This is a genomic window from Ruegeria atlantica, from assembly GCF_947495585.1.
Lineage (GTDB): Bacteria > Pseudomonadota > Alphaproteobacteria > Rhodobacterales > Rhodobacteraceae > Ruegeria > Ruegeria atlantica_G.
Genome location: NZ_CANLZK010000011.1, coordinates 78,381 through 93,307, shown reverse-complemented (window position 1 = coordinate 93,307; position 14,927 = coordinate 78,381). Strand labels below are relative to the sequence as shown.

Below are 14,927 nucleotides of genomic sequence, written 5' to 3'. Positions count from 1 at the left end.
TACCTCCTTTCCAGAAATGCGCAACGCCGCGTTTACTCCGCCTTGAAATGAAGAACCACAAAATGCCGCAAGCAGATAATCCGTTAGATCATAAGACCATCGCGGTCGCCGCCGCCAACATGATAAGCTACGCCATTTCAAGGGGTGTGCCGGTCACGGAAATCATTGAAGAACTGGGCATTGATCCGGCCCAATTGCTTGATCCGAACGCGAAGATCAAGGAAGATGATTTCCCCAAAATCATGAACATGATGGCGGCGTCTTTGCCCGGGGAACCGTTTACGCTGGACCTTGCCAAAGTCACGCCGTTTTCGATCCTTGGTTATATAAGTTCAGCGGTCGAGTTCGCACCAAGCGTCCGCGACGCGTTGGAAATGCTGGTTCAATACAGATCCGTTTTGTCGGACCGGTTGCACCTAACACTTGAAGAGACGGCCTCACATGCGCGCCTCGGCTTTTATCATCCGATGGACGAATGTGATAATGGCGCGATGGCAGAGTTTGCTTGTGCATTTTTGTATCGAACGCTGTGTGAATGGTTTGAGCTTGCTGACGCTATTTCTGAAGTCCATTTTGCGCATAAGCCATTGCTGAAGCTTGAGATGTACGAAGAATTCTTCGGCGCAAAGGTATCGTTCGGACAACCACGAAATGCATTGGTCATAGAAAGAGAGGCCCTGAACAAGCCTAGCCGGCTATCCAGCAAACCTCTGCATGACTACGCGCGGGCGCATTTGGATCGTGTGCATAAAGAGAACGGTCTCTCGAATCTGGGCAATCAGGACCTGCAGAAAGTGCATGACGCAATTTGCGAGAATGCTGCCGTTGGCGAATATAGGGCAGCTGCCCTTGCGGAAAAGCTGCACCTCAGCCTGAGGTCTTTGCAAAGACTTGCCGGTCAACATGGTAAGGAGCTGCGCGAAATGCTCGAGGAGGTTCGCGCAGCAAATGCCAAACGTCTTCTCGCCAATCCCGATTTAGGTATCGATGCGATTGCTCATCTTCTGGGGTACTCGGACGACAGGGCGTTCCGACGATCTTTCAAACGTTGGGCAAACCAATCTCCATCGCATTACAGGGACACGCTCAAGACCGATAACTCTTGAGCGCGGCCACGTGGTGCTTTCGATATATGCATCATTGGGCCAAGTATGTATGCCGCGTGTTTGGCTTGCCCATGCCAATAGCGAAACGACGGTTGGCAAATTAGATAGAATTGCAAAGGCAACTTTTTGGTTCTAATGACCGCTTCCGCGACTTTGGTTATGACGCAACAAGAATCCCGCCGCGCGTGTGAATGGATGCTGCGGCAGCAAAGGTCGAAATACTAAGGTCGGCTTTAGTCCGCAACTGTGAGTTGGGTGTTTCCTGATTTCGCACTTGCAGCGAAAGTCCGGTGTGGCGGGCCGCGCCGCAGAAAATGATGGGTTCGATCAACGGCAGGTATGGGCCGCAATGTCAGTTGTACGTTGTCGCCGGCAGAAAGCTGTGATCACTGTAACTTCTGGCCTTTGCCTTGGAAACCAGAGTTTGGTCTTGGGCGGTTTCGATGTCTTTAGCCAAACCGTGTTTCCGGGTAGCTGGCAACATTCATCTGACGTTCACTTTCATATTAGGTCAGGTTCATCTCAGCCGGCCATATTGTCCTACTGGAAGTAAGGAGCGCTTTTTCACCGAAGCATTCGACGGGCAAAGGATCAAATGTGTCAAAGACTGGCAGTGGAGCAGCGCAACGTGGGTCAAGGGCAACCGCCTGCGTCAAGTGCGCCCTTTTCTTGGCCTTCACATTTTTAGTTGGCCTCAGCCTGTTCAATGGAGCCATAGCACAAACGGCTAGTTTCCGGTCTGTTGATACGAATTCGGACGGAGTTTTGAGCTTGAATGAGCTTACCACAGCATTTGGAGAATCCGGCGCGCGGAGGCTTCTTGAGGACATTGATCGTAATGAAGACGATCGTATCACGATCATTGAGTTGCGCCGTGGTGTAGATAATGGACAAGGCGAAAAAAATGAGCGCGGCGAACGTGAAGGTCGAGAAAACAGGAGTGGCAGGTCAGGCGAACAGGATGGAGATGATCGTAGTGATGATCGCGATGATGATGGAGACGATCGTGGTGATGGCGGAGACGACGATAGAGACGATGACGACTAAATGAAGGCCCACTGCTATGTTTGTTCCTCTGACCGTTTGTGAGAGCAAACCGGAATTCATACTGCATGAAAATACGCAGCTTAAAAACGTAGCTCCAACAGCACGTGTTCATTTGCCGTTCATTTGACCGCATGCTGACCTTTCATCCCACTTTGCAATTCTTCTCACGTCGCACTGGCAAAATGATTTCATTGAACAGCCAGTCACGGAGCAAAGCATGACACAGTTTCTTCAAACCTCCCCTGCCGCTTGCGAAATTGCAAAATGGGCATTTACAACCCGCAGGGTTGATCGGTCCGATGTACACGGGCTTACCACGCAGATGGGCCGCGCAAAGGCAGGAGATCTTATTCTTTGTGAGATTGCCGAAATTGGACATCACAAGAAAATTCAGTTGGCGGAGCGCCGCGCCTCGGTCAGCTACCCTGGTGACTATGTTGTCCTTTGTTTGGGCGACCGATACGCACCAGATCAGTTTCTTGCCAGCGCGGTGATTGATGACGATCTTATCGATCTGGTCGCAGGCGGTGGTGTCGCTGGCCGAGTGGACGCCGCGCACATACGTATGGATGATCCGACGCGACTAAAACCCATCGGCCTTCTGTCCAATGCCTCAGGTCATGTGATTAACGTATCAGACTACGCGTTGCCCTCGCTGCCGAACAACGAACACGTTACGGTCATTGGTGTCTTCGGGGCCTCGATGAATTCCGGAAAGACAACGGCTGCGTCAAGCCTTGGTCATGGCCTAACGCGTTCGGGTTACTCCGTTGCCGGTGTGAAAGCGACTGGGACCGGAGCCTTTGGTGACTTCAACAGTTTCGAAGACGGAGGCGCTCCGGCGCTCGACTTCACGGACGTCGGTATGGCCACGACATATCGGATGCCGCTAGAAACGATTGAAGCCGGTTTTGATACGCTGGTTGCAACCGCAGCTGAGCGTGGCGCCGAGGTTGTGGTGGTTGAGATCGCTGACGGTGTGTTCCAGCAGGAAACACGGGCTATCTTGCAGTCTTCGCGGATTCGGGATCGGTTGGACGGCATCCTGTTTGCTGCACCTGACGCACTAAGTGCTCTGGGCGGTGTGACCGTTCTGAACAAGGTGGGTCTCAGCCCATTTGCGATATCCGGGATGGTCAGTTGTTCGCCATTGGCCGCAGCCGAAGCTGCTGAGGTAACCGGTCGCCCGATTTTATCACGCGAAGATCTTTGGTCGCCCGCGACCATAACCCAACATGTTGCACCGCTGATGCGACGTGAAACTGTCAACGTGGCCGCATGACCCCCCTCACGGAACTGGCCACAAAGGACCGCATCGTTGATGCGGTCCTCCTTACAATCTGCGGTATTGTGCAGGCTGTTGCACTGGCGTTCGCAGCGTTTGCGACGCGTGATGCCTTTACCGCGCTTCATGCAGGCCACGCTCTTGCAATGAGTACGGTCCTGCAACTGGCGATCTCCGGAATTATCGCAGCTGCGTGCTTGTTTTTTTCAAGATACCGCGCAGAAGCTCTCGGCCAAAGTTACGCGATTTCTTTGCGCCGAGCGTTGTATAAGCAGATAGCCCGACTTCCCAAATCTCGGCACGAAAAACGCCGGGTTGGTGCACTGTCCTTGCGTTTTGTCGGGGACCTATCTGCGGCGCGCCTATGGTTTGGCCGTGGTTTACCAGACGTTTTGTCAGCAACCTTTGTTATTCCGGGTGCCGTATCCGTTCTCTACTTTCTTGATCCTGCCCTTGCGGTCTATGGCATTGCCTCACTCAGTTTCGCGCTGCTTATCATGGGAATGCTGGCCTGGCATCTGGCTCGTCGGCATAAAAAACTGCGTCGCAAACGTGCCAATATCGCGATTTCCATGATTGAGCGCATAGCGATTGCGCCTGAACTGGACATGATGGGTCGAACCAATCGCGAATTGCGCAAACTTGACAAACAAGGCGCATCGTTGCGACGCGACGCATTGGCACGTCGAGGCAGAACCGCGAGCCTCCAGGCAGTATTGCAACTCGGTGTGGCGCTTACCGGTCTTTTGATGCTTTGGCTGGCAAGCCAAAACGAAACAGCACCGGCGACAGTGGCTGCGAGCCTTTCTGTTTTGGCGCTACTTGCCCTTCCGTTGCAGAGCCTTGCCGGGGCGTGGGACTATTATTGCGCCTGGAGCGTTGCACGCGAAAAGGCAGCGACGCTACTTTCGGAACCGGTGTTGATGCGAGCTGGTGTAGATCATGGCGCGCCCCCTGAAATTGAAGTCACCGGGGAATTGGATGGAAACTCTATCTTTTTTGCGGTGCCGCCCGGTTCAACTTCAACATTAGTAGGGCAGCACGCAAACAGTATCGCGCGGTGTATTGCGGGCCTTGATAAGAATGAGGGCATCGCGGTTCGCTATGGTGGGCAAGATAGAGCCTCAAAAATTGCCTTTGTCGGGGGCGACCATGTCGGGCTCCAAGGCAGTTTGCGTCGTTCGGCAACACTGATGTGTTCGAAAAGACCGAATGATCAGAAAATAACAAAGGTCATGCAGAACTTTGGATTATCCGACCTGCTTCGGGCACCTGGTGGCCTGGATCAGCGGGTGGCGGAAAATGGTAACGGGCTGTCACCCTTCCAAACATTGAGTATTGATCTCGTGCGCGCAGTTCTTGGCAAAGCTGACGTCGTCGTAATCGCTTCTGTCAGGTGGGGTTCATGCAGGGATCGCCAGGCCAAATTGCTTGAAACTATGCAGAAGCTTTCGTCGGCCACCATCATATTGGCCGAAGATGCCGCCTCGCCTAATGTGAAACAGAATTCAAAGGTCGTCTGAAATGCGTTCATCTACTCTATTTGGGATTTACGCTGCTGTTCTGGTAGCTTTCTTAGGCGGTCTTGCCGGACTCACCCTGTACAGCCTCGAAAAAACGCGATGGTGGGACGCCCGGATATCACTGGCCCAAGAATCCTATGGGCTGCATCTGCGGCTTGAGGCGGATCTATACCGTCTGTTCAAGCAACACGGCGACGCGTTGCTTATCGGAGACCGAGACGATGGCGTAAGCGAAGAAGAGCTGCAGGCGAAAATCGACCAGACATTAGATTCGATCCGAATGACTATCGCGCGTGAAATCCAGATGGTGGGTGATGAGGAGATCGAAGAGCTCGAACTTCTCGATGAGATCGAGGACGATATCGAATCCGTCAATGCAGCAATCGCGAACCTTTCAACCAATGGAAGCCGTATCGAGACATTTGTTCGGATTGAACGCTTGGCCGCGCTGCTGGACGGCGACATTGATGATGAACTCGATCAAAAAATTCAGGCTGCCCTTGATGAAGAGGCCGAGGAGGTCGACGAGGTATTGAGCGAGGCAGCGGCCTTCAGAAAATGGAATGAACGATTGGTTTACTTGATCGTTCTTGCCGCAATTGGCGTTTTGCTTGTGGCGCTCGTGTCGTTCAACCGCCAGATCAGAAAGCCACTTACGCGACTTGCAGACGGCATTGGGCACCTGCGTGGGGCCGATTATTCCAAGCCGGTAAGTCTCGGTGGCAGCCAAGAGTTCAGAGAGTTGGAAACCGTTCTGAATAGTATGGCCGAAGGATTGGCTGCTCGCGAAGTCAGCCGCGCCGAGCAAAAGAGGCAACTAGAAGACACCGTTGCCGCCAGAACGTTCGAGCTTCAGCAACTCATCGATAAGCTTGAGACAGGCGAAGAGAACCGCAAACGTTTGATGGCCGATATCAGCCATGAGTTACGAACGCCTTTGGCAATCATCCTCGGCGAGGCTGATGTCACTCTACGGACATCAGAAACGCTGTCAGAAGACGCTTCAGATTCACTTGCCCGTATTCGAGATTCCGCAAAGCACACAAACCAAATCGTGGATGACATGTTGACCGTCGCCCGGTTTGAGGCTGGCCAGCTCAGACTGGATCGTAAGGAAACGGATCTACGAAAAATACTGCACGATGCAGTGGCGATGTTCCCCGATCCGGTTCAGGTCGAATGCCCAGAAAGCAAGGTGATCGCTTCGGTTGACGAGGTTCGACTTCGACAGTCCGTACTGGCATTGCTGCAAAATGCACGACGATATGGAGGCCCAACAATAAGCGCGATGTTGGAAGAAGGGCTCGCGTCTTGCAAGATCACAATCGAAGATGACGGTCCCGGCCTGAGCGCGGTGGAAAAATCCCAAGCATTCGACCGGTTCTTTCGGGGATCGAACGCATCGGGGCAGGGGATCGAAGGCAGCGGCCTCGGGCTACCGGTCGTGAAGTCGATTGTCGAGGCTCATGGTGGGACAGTTGACCTTCAAGATCGCCAGGAAGGCGGGTTAATGATCACCATAACTCTGCCCAAGTCACCTCGGATGAAAGTTGTACAGACCGATGCCCTACCAGAAACCGGCTAATGCGTGCCAGTCTGCTTCAAAAGCAAGTTGGGCAATCGGTTAGGTCGCACACCACTGCGCATCGTCGCGGTTGTGAGCATAGAGATAATTGAGGCGTACTATGAATATTTTGCTTGTCGAGGACGAAGCCCGTGTAGCTGATTTTATACGTCGCGGATTGTCCGCTGAAGGCTGGTCTGTAGATCACGTACCAAGTGGCGAAGATGCTTTGGAGCACGTAGCTGCCAGCAACTATGACATCATCTTGTTAGATCTGATGTTACCAGGGATTCAGGGGCAAGATGTCTGTCGCAAACTGCGCGCCAGGAAATCAAAGATCCCGATTTTGATGCTGACCGCATTGGACAGCCCAGAGGAAAGAGTGGAAGGGCTAAAAATTGGCGCAGACGATTATCTTCCCAAGCCGTTCGACTTTGACGAACTGATAGCGCGGGTTGAAGCGCTGCATCGCCGTGCCAACAGCTATGCGAACGATCTTAGCGAAACTGTGATTACCTGTGGGGCGCTTACCTTTGACCGGCGTTCGCTTCAGGTTGCCGTTGAAGGTCAAGAAATCCAGTTATCCAAGAAGGAGCGCGACCTGCTTCTTCTGTTTCTGACCAATGTTGGGCGCGTGTTATCCAGAGAGCGGATTCTAAACTCGGTTTGGGGCATGAATGAAGATCCATTGACCAATGTGGTTGATGTCTATGTCGGGCGTCTCAGGCGCAAAATCGGTGCGGAAGGTCAGCGGATCGTGACACTCAGGAACGTCGGTTACCGTATGACCTGAACATTACTATTGGGTCTGACTCGGGAAGTGGTCACTTAAGAAGAAGTCTGCGTTTGAGTGCGGCGCAAATATCGTTGCTCCTACTCTGGATCGATCTCGGGTTTGTATGGACTGCCCTCAAAGACTGGTTTTGCCGACTCTGCGCAAGAGAATGCCACCAGCCCATCAATGCCAACAGGACGCTTTACTTTTGTGTGGGTCACGGTCTCAATTATGGCCCCTTAAGTCGATTGAAAGGTCTCTTCATGACGCGAGTGTTGCCTGTTCTGGTAATTCTGATGCTGTCAGGATGCATATCAACCACCGGTTTTGTTGCAAAGATTTGAGCCCGTTGAGTTGTTTCAGCAATCGCTTGTGAGTCAGATGGCGAGCTCAGCGAACTGCTTAAATGGACAGAGTCCGGGCGTGAATTGGCCCTTGCGGATCATATGCGACACTTCGATTCCGTCGAGCGTTGCTGCAGCTGAAGCGAAGGCCTTGAACCCCAGCATTGGCCGCGTGCGTCTCTTGATGAAACGGTGGTCCTGTTCCACGATATTATTCAAGTATTTCCGCCTCACCATCTCAATTGGGATCGGGCAGCCAAAGCCTTTGAGCATTTTGTTGATGGCCTTGATGCCGGCGGTGTTGGCACCGCTCTTGTCGATCACAATCTTCCTCGGCAATCCATTGATCTCCAACATCCTGGCGAAGAACTTGGTGGCGGCTGGTTTGTTTCGACGTCGTGAAAGCATGAAATCAAGGGTCTTGCCGTGCTTGTCGACAGCTCGATAGAGGTAAACCCACGCGCCTTTAACTTTGATGTAAGTTTCGTCCATTCTCCACGAACGATCACATGGCCCTTTGCGGCGACGTGCTGCCTCAGCGATTGCACCAGAATACCGTGTTACCCATCGGTTTAGCGTAGTGTGATCCACTGAAACACCGCGCTCGGCCATGATTTCTTCCAGATCCCGGTATGACACACCGTATCGGACATAGAAAAACACCGCGAACAGGATCACATCCTTCGGATATTGCGCGCCTTTGAAGGAAATCATGAACTGACTTTCGACTGATAATACCGAAAGTCATTCACCCGCAGCATCTGACCTCGTCAACAGCCAAAAGTATGCAACAGATCCTGTCTCTGCTGTCCGAAAGCAGGAAGCTCGCCTGAAGCTTCATCAAAATGGTGATCATCAGACCCAATGAACAACATCTGAAAATCCCAACCATTAGCGAGCTGCCAATCTCTGCAAGATTCTGATGGAGTTCTTGGCTCTTGTCGTGGGCAAGGTGTGCAGCAAAATCGACGAAATCATCCGTGAGCGAATAGAGGATGATCAGGCCTGCGAAGAACAAGTAAGACCCAAAGGCGTTTAGCAAGAAGACGAGTCCGGAAAACGCTATTGCGTTCGGTACGGAAACCAGATCAGGTTGAAATATAGCTATTCTTCCCCACTCCACCGGCCAACTTCCTGTGTTCCCTGTCAGCAAGGGGATCAGGTGTGTTTCCATCCAATTGAAAGCCGAGGCTATCAATATGGTCACAACAAACACCGCCCAATACACATAGGACATTGCTGTGACCCTGCTTGCCCAATTGGTTCGTGGTGATGTGGAACTCAACCTTGTCACTAAGTCAGCTCGCCATTCTGCTTTCCACAGCCTCAACAGATTGATCAAAACTGCGAAATACGCTGGCAGAAGCACAAGGAAAACAACTGTCCAATTCGGAGCCCACAAAAAACCAACTTGCTTTGTCGGACCTGTTGGGGGTGTGAACTCAACGCTGTGAATGTTCAATGAAAACGACATAAGCCCCAGCGCTGTAGCAGCGGCGAATACCACGGCCGGCAAGCCCAATGATGAATGGGTGCTGAACATCGCCTCTGTTCGTCCCGCTAGTCCCGAGATACTCGTCGGCTCCCTCGGTGTTTCCCGTTTCGCTGCGTTTTCAATCGCGTCTTGGTCACCTTCCTTGGCAGTGCCAGAAGAAAACTGCAAATCGCGCGTTTGAATGCTGCGCTTCTCTCGTCGCTTTGTTGCCAATCGCCTGTTGGCGGCATTAAGTTCCGCCCTCCACGCGATGATAGCGTCAGGATCGCCACAGCCGAATACGCGCGCCAGCCAGCGAATGTTGTCGGTGCTAATTCCTCTGTCGTTATCCTGAAACCAATGCTGAACTGTCCGTAGCTCGATGCTCGACTGATTGGAGTCAAACTGAGAGATGGTGCTTGCAAGTAACTCTGGCGTCCATGAGCCCACAGGAAGTCCCGTCTGGTCAGCGGGTAAGCCAGCTCCCACAGAAACCAGATACTTGAACAGTTCCTTGAAGTCGCTGCCGTCTTTCAGCGGAGGAACAAAATATTTACCGTGCTTTATCAATTGATTACACGCTTATGGTTCGTTCCGTTTCATCCTGTTTCGTTCCGGTTCGTGCGATTGTCAACGAGCCGCCTTACTCTTCTCAAAGTTGAGCCAGAATCCGCTCTTTGCTTTGGGATGAAGGGCAACAACCATGCAACAGAAAGAGCCCTACCAATCTTGTTGTGCTGGGATTGAAGGATCGGGCCTACGAACACCGAGGATTGACGATGGCGACAGAACAACAAAACGAACGAGCAAAAAAAGGCGAGCCTATCATTGAAGTTCAGGACGCCCACACGGGCAAAACGATGGCGGTCGTTTATGCATGGAACAACGGACAAGTCAGTGTCGCGTCAGACAGCGGGTTAAGAGTTGTGGAACTTTCGCCTGCCGCCCGTCTTCGCCTTTGAGAAGACTTTCCGAAGCTTAACCAGCGTTCAATTTTGACGCTAGGTGCGCGGCGACCGGTCAAAGAGATTTAACATAGTTTAGCTTATAACCCCAAAATCACATTTTGCACCGCTATCCGAAATATCTGCTGTATTGAATTCTCAGAAACATCTGGTCTTGTCATTAAGCCGACAGGTCCCTGGGTTAGTTCTGTATTGATTGGCAACCTGATCAGTCGTCCGTCGGCTATTTCATTAGCAACCACCCCTCTGGAGATAATCCAGATTGCGTCGGTTTCGCGCGTATAGACACGGCCGAAAGCGCCGGAAACTGTCTCCAAACGATTGGGGATTTCTCCGATCCCATTGGCAATCAGGAAACGGTCGACCAATGGACGGATCGCTGATCCTTCAGGTGGATAGATAACCTGCCAGTCACCGATACGGCTCAGGTTGGGATTCTTCAACAAGGGGTGGCCGGGTCTGACAACAAACTCGACCTGTTCGTTGTAGAGCTGCGTGAAGGATATCCCCTGCATTGTTTTCGGTCGGCCCAGGCGGCCAATGACCATATCAAGTTCTCCAAGGCGCAAACGATCCACAAGATAAATGTGCGGACCGTCGATGATCTGAAGAATTGCATCCGGGGCAAGTTCGCGGAACTCTTTAACAACTTTCGGCATCAACCACGCCGCAACACTTGGCAAAGCGCCAATTGTCAGCTTTTCCTTCTCTTTTCTGCCGGTTCTTTCGACACCATCCAAACCCTGTTGAAGGCTGGCTAATGACATTTGTGCGAAGTGCAGAAAAACCTGTCCTGCCTTGGTCAATTCCACGCCTGATCTGTCGCGCCTCATTAGTGGGGCGTCGACGATTTCCTCGAGTTCTTTCAGGGTTTTCGAGATTGCGGGCTGCGTCAGGTGGAGCTTCTCAGCCGCGTGCTTGAGGCGTTTTGCACGCGCGATCTCTATAAAGGACTGAATGTGTCGAAATTTTATGCGACGATCGATCATTTACTTATCCAAATGAGAAACTAAAGTCGCCATTAACTCATTTTACTTTTCAAATCAATCATACCATCCTGTGCTCAGGAGGTCCCAATATGAAAACACAGGTTCTCATAGTCGGCGGTGGTCCGTCGGGTTTGCTGCTTAGCCAGCTGCTTCACCGCAAGGGCATTGATACGGTCGTGCTAGAACGTAAAACCAAGAAGTATGTCCTTGGGCGCATCCGGGCCGGTATCCTGGAAACAGGCTTTGTGGATCTTATGCGAGAGGCCGGTGTTGCAGCGCGGATGGACAAGGAATCTTTTGTTCATGATGGCACCATTATCTCCTACGGGGACACTCAATTCGGCATCAACTTCAAGGAACATACCGGCAGCCATGTTGTCGTATATGGTCAGACCGAAGTGACCCGCGACCTTTATGAAGCGCGTGAAGCGATGGATGGAAAAATCATCTTCAACACCGAAGATGTCACGATCCACGACGCCGACAGTGACGCGCCTTACGTGACTTATTCAGTGGATGGTACAGAGCATCGGATCGACTGTGAGTTCGTCGCCGGATGTGACGGGTTCCATGGCGTCAGCCGCCAGACAATTCCGCTGACCGTTCGCAAGGAATACGAAAAACTATACCCGTTCGGCTGGTTGGGCATTCTTTCGGAAACTCCTCCGGTTAATCACGAGCTTATATATTCGGGTTCAGACCGCGGTTTTGCCCTGTGTTCGATGCGCAACGAAAACCTGAGCCGCTACTATATTCAGTGCTCGCTGTCGGATTCACCCGAGGACTGGACCGACGACGCCTTCTGGCAGGAACTCAAACGCCGCATCCCAAGCGAATTTGCCGAAAAGCTGGTGACTGGCCCGTCGATTGAGAAATCCATCGCGCCGCTGCGGTCTTTCGTGACCGAGCCAATGCGCTGGGGGCGCCTGTTCCTGTGTGGGGATGCTGCCCATATCGTGCCGCCGACCGGGGCCAAGGGGCTGAATACCGCTGCCAGCGACATCCATTACCTCTATAACAGTTTGGTTCAATTCTACGAGGACAGCGACAGTGAAGGTATCGACCGGTACTCCGAAAAGGCGCTGGCCCGGATCTGGAAAGCGGAACGCTTCAGTTGGGCAACAACCAACCTGTTGCACCGGTTCCCGAAGCAGAACGCATTTGACCTGAAGATGCAGCAGGCGGACGTGAACTTTCTTAGGGACAACCGCGAGGCGCAGTCTGTCTTTGCCCAGAACTACGTGGGTCTGCCGTACTGATGCAGGTGGCGGCGCTGGATAACGCCTGCCTTCACTGGCGCGAGGATGGCGATCCGAACGGGTTTCCCGTGGTGTTTGCCAACTCGCTGGGCACTGACTTGCGAGTGTGGGACAAGGTTGTTCCACTGATGCCCGAAGGTCTGCGCCTGATCCGGTTTGACAAACGCGGGCACGGTCTGTCGTCCTGCCCACACGGCCCCTACACGACTGTAGACTTGTCGCGGGATGCCGAAGACCTTTTGGATCATCTCGGCATTACCGGTTGCGTTTTTATAGGGCTTTCGATCGGCGGCATGATCGGCCAGTCACTGGCCGCCAGTTGCCCGGACCTCGTGCGCGGGCTTGTCCTGTCCAACACAGCCGCAAAAATGGGTGACCCCGAGATGTGGCAAAACCGGATCGACGCGGTACGTGCCGACGGAATTGCGGCATTGGCAGATCCAATTCTGGAACGCTGGTTCAGTCCGGCATTTCGGGAAACCGACGAATTGAAGGCATGGCGTCATATGCTGACGCGCACCCCTGCCGAGGGATATATCGGCTGTTGTGCTGCTATCGCGGGAACCGATCTGAGCGAAGCCAGCGCAGACCTGCGTCTTCCCGTTCTCGCGATTGGCGGATCGGAAGATCTGGCCAGCCCGACAGAGATTGTTCGCGGTACCGCTTCGCTGATCCCGGGGGCGCAGTATAGTGAGATCGCAGGGGTAGGACATCTGCCCTGTGTTGAGGCCCCTGAACAATTTGCCGCTTTGGTTGGTGATTTCATTGAGGAGACATTGCATGGCTGACCGGTATCAACGAGGAATGGAAGTGCGGCGGTCGGTTCTTGGCGATGCCCATGTTGACCGCGCCGAAGCCTGCAAAACTCCGTTTGATGAGCCGTTTCAGACCTTAATCACCGAAGGAGCATGGGGTACGGTCTGGGCGTCGGACGGAATCTCGGACCGGGAACGTTCGATGCTAACCCTGGCACTGCTGGCCGCGCTGGGGAATTTTGAAGAAATTCCAATGCACATTCGTGCCACGGCCAATACAGGTGCCAGCAAACAGGATGTGTTGGAGGCGTTCCAGCACGTGGCCGTTTACGCAGGTGTGCCACGCGCCAATCACGCACTGAAGCTGGCCAAACAGACCTATGACGAAATGGAACAAAACTGATCCGGAAGACGCGCGAACGTTTCCGCAGCTAAAAGGAGAAGGCAGACATGGTGAAACCCGGCGAATTCTACCAACGTGACCGTGAATGGCAGCCCCCTGCCTATGTTCAGAACTACAAGACATCGGTTGCACGCTCTCCAAAACAGGCTTTGATCAGCCTGCAGAATTCGATGAGTGAGATTACTGGCCCGGTCTTCGGCCATGACGATGTTGATCCGATCGACAACGATCTGCTGTCGAACTACGCCAAACCGGGCGAAAGCCCGATTGGCGAGCGGATCATCCTTCACGGGCGGGTTTTGGATGAAAACGGACGACCGCTGCCCAATACGCTAGTCGAGATGTGGCAGGCAAACGCAGGTGGACGGTATCGGCACAAGAAAGACACTTATCTTGCGCCTATCGACCCGAACTTTGGCGGCTGTGGGCGCACGATCACCGATGAAAACGGTTATTACTATTTCCGGACCGTCAAGCCGGGTGCCTATCCGTGGCGCAACTGGGTCAACAATTGGCGGCCCGCTCATATCCACATGTCGATCTTTGGTACAGCATTCGCACAGCGCCTGATTACACAGTGTTATTTCGAGGGCGACCCGCTGATCCATCAATGTCCGATCGTCAAAACCATTCCCGACCCGGATGCAATTGAGCGCCTGATCGCGCCGCTGGATCTGAACGCGACGATCCCGCTGGATACCATCGCCTACAAGTTCGACATCGTCTTGCGTGGACGCCGCTCAACCCTGTTCGAAAACCGTCTGGAGGGAAACTGATGCCGCAAGAGCTGAACTATCTCAAGGAAACCCCATCCCAGACCGCCGGTCCTTATGTGCATATTGGGCTTGCCCCCGGTGCAGCAGGATTTGATATCTACAAAAGCGAGCTGGGCTGGGATATCGCAGGTCCCGATGCCAAAGGTGAGCGAATCCGGATCGAGGGCGTGGTTATCGACGGCACAGGTAGTCCGGTCAAGGATGTGTTAATCGAGGCGTGGCAAGCCAATGCTGAAGGCATCTATGCCCATCCTGAACACCCCGGAGAGGTGGAAGAAGGGTTTCGCGGCTGGGGTCGAGTAATCACGGACTTCGAAACCGGCGAATGGGGGTTTGATACAGTCAAACCCGGCCCCGTCCCCGGACGCTCGGGCACGATGATGGCCCCACACATAAACCTCTGGGTTGTGGCTCGCGGCATCAATATCGGCCTCAATACCCGCCTGTATTTCAGCGACGGAGAGGACGCCAATGCCGCTGATCCCGTGATCAATCTGGTCGAATGGGAAAACCGTCGCAAAACACTCATTGCTCAACGTATCGAACGGGATGGGCAGACCGTCTACCGGTTTGATATTTGCCTGCAGGGCGAGAACGAGACCGTCTTCTTCGACATCTGAGCAATCGGCCTGCCCCTGCTCTCTCCCTTCATGCTTCGGGGC

Annotated in this window: 15 protein-coding genes; 12 read left to right on the top strand and 3 right to left on the bottom strand. The window is 53.2% G+C overall.

Going from position 1 to position 14,927, the window contains the following annotated elements; all coding sequences use genetic code 11:
- Nucleotides 1-47 precede the first annotated feature (47 nt).
- The 6 genes from QMP16_RS17385 (at nt 48) to QMP16_RS17360 (ending at nt 7,318) form a co-directional block, all read left to right on the top strand.
- Nucleotides 48-1,106: an AraC family transcriptional regulator gene (locus QMP16_RS17385; protein WP_282153407.1), complete on the top strand. Its 1,059-nt coding sequence runs from the start codon at nt 48-50 to the stop codon at nt 1,104-1,106.
- Between the two features lie 886 nt (nt 1,107-1,992).
- The gene (locus tag QMP16_RS17380; RefSeq protein ID WP_282153406.1) at nt 1,993-2,157 is read left to right on the top strand and encodes a hypothetical protein; all 165 of its coding nucleotides are present in this window, start codon (nt 1,993-1,995) and stop codon (nt 2,155-2,157) included.
- A 213-nt stretch (nt 2,158-2,370) separates the two neighbouring features.
- Nucleotides 2,371-3,435, top strand: a complete 1,065-nt coding sequence (locus QMP16_RS17375; protein ID WP_282153405.1) for a hypothetical protein — start codon at nt 2,371-2,373, stop codon at nt 3,433-3,435.
- Nucleotides 3,432-4,961: an ABC transporter transmembrane domain-containing protein gene (locus QMP16_RS17370; protein WP_282153404.1), complete on the top strand. Its 1,530-nt coding sequence runs from the start codon at nt 3,432-3,434 to the stop codon at nt 4,959-4,961. Before QMP16_RS17375 ends, QMP16_RS17370 begins: the two co-directional genes overlap by 4 nt.
- A gap of 1 nt (nt 4,962) precedes the next feature.
- Complete coding sequence (locus QMP16_RS17365) at nt 4,963-6,546, top strand: sensor histidine kinase (protein WP_282153403.1); 1,584 nt, start codon at nt 4,963-4,965, stop codon at nt 6,544-6,546.
- 100 nt (nt 6,547-6,646) lie between these two features.
- Nucleotides 6,647-7,318, top strand: a complete 672-nt coding sequence (locus tag QMP16_RS17360) for a response regulator transcription factor (protein WP_085822290.1) — start codon at nt 6,647-6,649, stop codon at nt 7,316-7,318.
- Nucleotides 7,319-7,677: 359 nt separating this feature from the next.
- Here QMP16_RS17360 and QMP16_RS17355 read toward each other — a convergent pair whose 3' ends face one another.
- Entirely contained in the window at nt 7,678-8,358 is a 681-nt protein-coding gene (locus tag QMP16_RS17355) for an IS6 family transposase (protein WP_282153402.1), read from the bottom strand.
- Nucleotides 8,359-8,392: 34 nt separating this feature from the next.
- Nucleotides 8,393-9,688 carry an RcgA family putative transporter gene (locus QMP16_RS17350; protein ID WP_282153401.1) on the bottom strand — a complete coding sequence of 432 codons (1,296 nt, stop codon included), beginning with the start codon at nt 9,686-9,688 and terminating at the stop codon, nt 8,393-8,395.
- A gap of 209 nt (nt 9,689-9,897) precedes the next feature.
- Here QMP16_RS17350 and QMP16_RS17345 point away from each other — a divergent pair, with 209 nt between their 5' ends.
- A complete protein-coding gene (locus QMP16_RS17345; RefSeq protein WP_282153400.1) occupies nt 9,898-10,080 on the top strand; it encodes a hypothetical protein in 183 nt (60 codons plus the stop codon).
- An 83-nt stretch (nt 10,081-10,163) separates the two neighbouring features.
- Here QMP16_RS17345 and pcaQ read toward each other — a convergent pair whose 3' ends face one another.
- Nucleotides 10,164-11,072: a pca operon transcription factor PcaQ gene (gene pcaQ, locus QMP16_RS17340; RefSeq protein ID WP_282153399.1), complete on the bottom strand. Its 909-nt coding sequence runs from the start codon at nt 11,070-11,072 to the stop codon at nt 10,164-10,166.
- Between the two features lie 89 nt (nt 11,073-11,161).
- Here pcaQ and pobA point away from each other — a divergent pair, with 89 nt between their 5' ends.
- Genes pobA through pcaG form a run of 5 tightly spaced genes read left to right on the top strand, consistent with a single transcriptional unit; the run spans nt 11,162 to nt 14,885 of the window.
- The gene (gene pobA / locus QMP16_RS17335) at nt 11,162-12,331 is read left to right on the top strand and encodes a 4-hydroxybenzoate 3-monooxygenase (RefSeq protein WP_282153398.1); all 1,170 of its coding nucleotides are present in this window, start codon (nt 11,162-11,164) and stop codon (nt 12,329-12,331) included.
- Nucleotides 12,331-13,119: a 3-oxoadipate enol-lactonase gene (gene pcaD / locus QMP16_RS17330; protein WP_282153397.1), complete on the top strand. Its 789-nt coding sequence runs from the start codon at nt 12,331-12,333 to the stop codon at nt 13,117-13,119. The genes pobA and pcaD overlap by 1 nt, the downstream gene beginning before the upstream one ends.
- Entirely contained in the window at nt 13,112-13,489 is a 378-nt protein-coding gene (gene pcaC, locus QMP16_RS17325) for a 4-carboxymuconolactone decarboxylase (RefSeq protein WP_282153396.1), read from the top strand. Before pcaD ends, pcaC begins: the two co-directional genes overlap by 8 nt.
- A gap of 47 nt (nt 13,490-13,536) precedes the next feature.
- Nucleotides 13,537-14,265, top strand: coding sequence for a protocatechuate 3,4-dioxygenase subunit beta (gene pcaH, locus QMP16_RS17320; protein ID WP_282153395.1), 729 nt, complete (start codon nt 13,537-13,539; stop codon nt 14,263-14,265).
- The gene (gene pcaG / locus QMP16_RS17315; RefSeq protein ID WP_282153394.1) at nt 14,265-14,885 is read left to right on the top strand and encodes a protocatechuate 3,4-dioxygenase subunit alpha; all 621 of its coding nucleotides are present in this window, start codon (nt 14,265-14,267) and stop codon (nt 14,883-14,885) included. The genes pcaH and pcaG overlap by 1 nt, the downstream gene beginning before the upstream one ends.
- Nucleotides 14,886-14,927 lie beyond the last annotated feature (42 nt).

Excerpts from the sequence above, each read along its gene's own strand:
- QMP16_RS17385 (WP_282153407.1), top strand. The coding sequence starts at position 48 with ATGAAGAACCACAAAATGCCGCAAGCAGATAATCCGTTAGATCATAAG.
- QMP16_RS17380 (WP_282153406.1), top strand. The coding sequence starts at position 1,993 with ATGGACAAGGCGAAAAAAATGAGCGCGGCGAACGTGAAGGTCGAGAAA.
- QMP16_RS17375 (WP_282153405.1), top strand. The coding sequence starts at position 2,371 with ATGACACAGTTTCTTCAAACCTCCCCTGCCGCTTGCGAAATTGCAAAA.
- QMP16_RS17370 (WP_282153404.1), top strand. The coding sequence starts at position 3,432 with ATGACCCCCCTCACGGAACTGGCCACAAAGGACCGCATCGTTGATGCG.
- QMP16_RS17365 (WP_282153403.1), top strand. The coding sequence starts at position 4,963 with ATGCGTTCATCTACTCTATTTGGGATTTACGCTGCTGTTCTGGTAGCT.
- QMP16_RS17360 (WP_085822290.1), top strand. The coding sequence starts at position 6,647 with ATGAATATTTTGCTTGTCGAGGACGAAGCCCGTGTAGCTGATTTTATA.
- QMP16_RS17355 (WP_282153402.1), bottom strand. The coding sequence starts at position 8,358 with ATGATTTCCTTCAAAGGCGCGCAATATCCGAAGGATGTGATCCTGTTC.
- QMP16_RS17345 (WP_282153400.1), top strand. The coding sequence starts at position 9,898 with ATGGCGACAGAACAACAAAACGAACGAGCAAAAAAAGGCGAGCCTATC.
- pcaQ (WP_282153399.1), bottom strand. The coding sequence starts at position 11,072 with ATGATCGATCGTCGCATAAAATTTCGACACATTCAGTCCTTTATAGAG.
- pobA (WP_282153398.1), top strand. The coding sequence starts at position 11,162 with ATGAAAACACAGGTTCTCATAGTCGGCGGTGGTCCGTCGGGTTTGCTG.
- pcaD (WP_282153397.1), top strand. The coding sequence starts at position 12,331 with ATGCAGGTGGCGGCGCTGGATAACGCCTGCCTTCACTGGCGCGAGGAT.
- pcaC (WP_282153396.1), top strand. The coding sequence starts at position 13,112 with ATGGCTGACCGGTATCAACGAGGAATGGAAGTGCGGCGGTCGGTTCTT.
- pcaH (WP_282153395.1), top strand. The coding sequence starts at position 13,537 with ATGGTGAAACCCGGCGAATTCTACCAACGTGACCGTGAATGGCAGCCC.
- pcaG (WP_282153394.1), top strand. The coding sequence starts at position 14,265 with ATGCCGCAAGAGCTGAACTATCTCAAGGAAACCCCATCCCAGACCGCC.